This window comes from Vibrio hepatarius, assembly GCF_011806575.1.
GTDB lineage: Bacteria > Pseudomonadota > Gammaproteobacteria > Enterobacterales > Vibrionaceae > Vibrio > Vibrio hepatarius_A.
The window spans coordinates 1-2450 of the sequence record NZ_JAATOO010000060.1; the positions used below are offsets into that span (position 1 = coordinate 1).

A 2450-nucleotide genomic window follows, 5' to 3' on the forward strand; every position below is an offset into this window, starting at 1 on the left:
AACCTAGCCAAAAACACACGGACATTAGCCCTAAACATTCTGATTTAGCTGCGCTTTTCTCGTTGGCAACTAACGCCGCGTTAAGTGGTGACCAACACTACCACCAGACCTAAACTATTGTGCCGTAAACACTAAAGCTGATTCAAACTGAAGATGCCAAGCGTTGGGAATCCGTCTTAAACGCTTTGTTATGTTCACATTGCTAAAGGTGCTTAATTAAATCAATGTAATACCTTAAAGCAAAACAAAACTTTGTTGCATCCAATACAATGACCCAGTCTTTTTTATTGAAGCTACCTTTGAGCTCACAGTTACCGACCCAATACTCTGAACCAGATTCATTTTTGGCAAACACTAAATCGTACGAAGTTGCATGAATAATTTTATTACAACACTCTCGGAGAGAAGGCTTAAAACTTCCTTTTCTTACTTCGGCAACTTGGTCAAAATGCTCAAAAGCTTCTAGGTCAGGTGAATATTGGGGATTATCTTCAATAGAAAAGTCATAGCTATCTTGTAAAACCCTTGTACGTGTAGCACATAGAATGAGGTGACTACTTACCGTCTCAATTAACCACTCAATGTAAGACGCGTACTCTATTTCGTATTCAGAAACAGAGTATTCTTCCGCCTTTTCTGTATTGTACGATTCTGACAACTTGCTCACATGATTAGCGCTTGCCGAAGCTAATTGTTCAATATAGTACGCCTCATGTACGATCGAATTGTAGTAAATAGGATGTGACATTTTATCTCCGTGAACATAACGCCCAATTAAGGGGTGAACAACGCCTCCACCCAAACCTAAAGCATTGTGCCATAAACACTAAAACTTAAGTAGAAGCAAAAGTGCCAAGCGTTGTGAATCCCTCTTAAATTGCTTGTTAGCACACAATTTCCAAGCTGTACTCCGCTGTATTTTCACTATTAGAAGCTGTCTGTTCAAAACCCAGTTTCTTTAGTACCGAAGAGCTCCTACTATTCCAAGAATGGACACCTGCCCAAATACTACCTTGATAACCCGAACTACGAACATGTGATAACAAAGCTTTGCACATTTGCGTCGCTAAACCCTGACCCCAGAATTCCGGATTAACCCAATAAGCTAAAGCCAAACGATTTTCCTGAGGAAGCAATGTGACCTGACCAATAACTTGGGAGTTGTGCAATCGGCGACAGCTCCAAACATAACATTTGCCCATGTTCCATTCTGACATACGATTTGAACACCAATTCTCAGCTTGAGTTAGAGTTTTAATGTTTGCTAATGGAAGCGACTCAGGAAATAAATCGGAGTTCACTGCGGTTAATAAATACACTGCATCAGCGATTTCAATTGGAGTAAATACAAAACTTGAACATTCAAATTTTCTTGCGAATTTCAAAGCCTTCTCCTTGTGTGCTAACGCCCAATTAAGGGGTGAACAACGCTACCACCCTAGCTAAAGCATTGTGCCATAAACACTAAATTTGAAGTAGAAGCAAAAATGCCAAGCGTTGTGAATCCCTCTTAAATTGCTTGTTAGCTTTATGAGTTTTGCTCATCATATTCGTGTTCAAGTAGGTAACGCATAGCCTCGTCAACTTCATCTTGAGTGGTGAAAAAGATCGCCACATTAATTTCATCTTTTGGCTCACCTTGCTTTAATAAACGAGCGTATATTAGAGCTCTCATTTTGGAAGGTATAAATTGCTTTATGGTTACTTCGAGCAATTCTAATTCCATTTTCAAGTTAGCTGTTTTTTTGGCGATATCTTTAGTGATTTTCAGGCGTTCTTGCGTTCTAAACTCAATTTCACTTTTTGACTTCTTTGAATAAATTTCCTCCATTGCGGAAATTTCTCTTGCAGCCGAATCCCAAGTAGTAACTGGAGGATTAGAGCCTCTAACCGCCTCATCACTCTCTAATAAATTTCCTTTAACTGCTATTGCAAAAACTGTTGCTGCAAGTTCAAGTAAAAAGGCAGCAAACAAGCCCTTCAAGTAAAATTCTCCAATTTCAATTATGTTTAGCACACCAAGCAATGTGATTGCAGCTGTCAGCACAAATAGTGCAAGTAGTGTGGAAAATAGAACACCCTTCTTCGTCATATTATATCTCTTAAAGCTAACGCCGCATTAAGGGGTGAACAACGCCACCACCTAACCTAAACCATTGTGCCGTAAACACTAAAACCGATTCAAACTAAAATTGCCAAGCGTTGTGAATCCCTCTTGAATGCTTTGTTAGTTGCCAAACCTAAAGCTTTGGTTTGAAGTTGATTGCAGCTTTGCCAATACTGGTTTTACGTGCTCTGACAAACTCAAATCAGGCGCAGTTTCAAAGCGCCTGTCACTGAAACCACTTGGAATATGCAGCGCCGTAGAAAACAGACTAACAACACCAAAAAGCTCATTTGAGAATGACAATATTGCAAAGCTGACTTTCAACAAGTAAATCGGTTTCTGA

The 2450-nt window shown here is 39.6% G+C and carries 4 protein-coding genes; all 4 read right to left on the reverse strand.

The features are described from left to right. Positions 1-202: 202 nt before the first annotated feature. The gene (locus HCZ42_RS21575; RefSeq protein ID WP_167422717.1) at positions 203-748 is read right to left on the reverse strand and encodes a hypothetical protein; all 546 of its coding nucleotides are present in this window, start codon (positions 746-748) and stop codon (positions 203-205) included. A gap of 136 nt (positions 749-884) precedes the next feature. Next, a complete protein-coding gene (locus tag HCZ42_RS21580) occupies positions 885-1385 on the reverse strand; it encodes a GNAT family N-acetyltransferase (RefSeq protein WP_069538267.1) in 501 nt (166 codons plus the stop codon). 143 nt (positions 1386-1528) lie between these two features. Further along, positions 1529-2092, reverse strand: a complete 564-nt coding sequence (locus HCZ42_RS21585) for a hypothetical protein (RefSeq protein ID WP_167422718.1) — start codon at positions 2090-2092, stop codon at positions 1529-1531. A gap of 135 nt (positions 2093-2227) precedes the next feature. Further along, a partial coding sequence (locus HCZ42_RS21760) for a hypothetical protein (RefSeq protein WP_217702310.1) occupies positions 2228-2450 on the reverse strand: 223 nt, incomplete at its 5' end.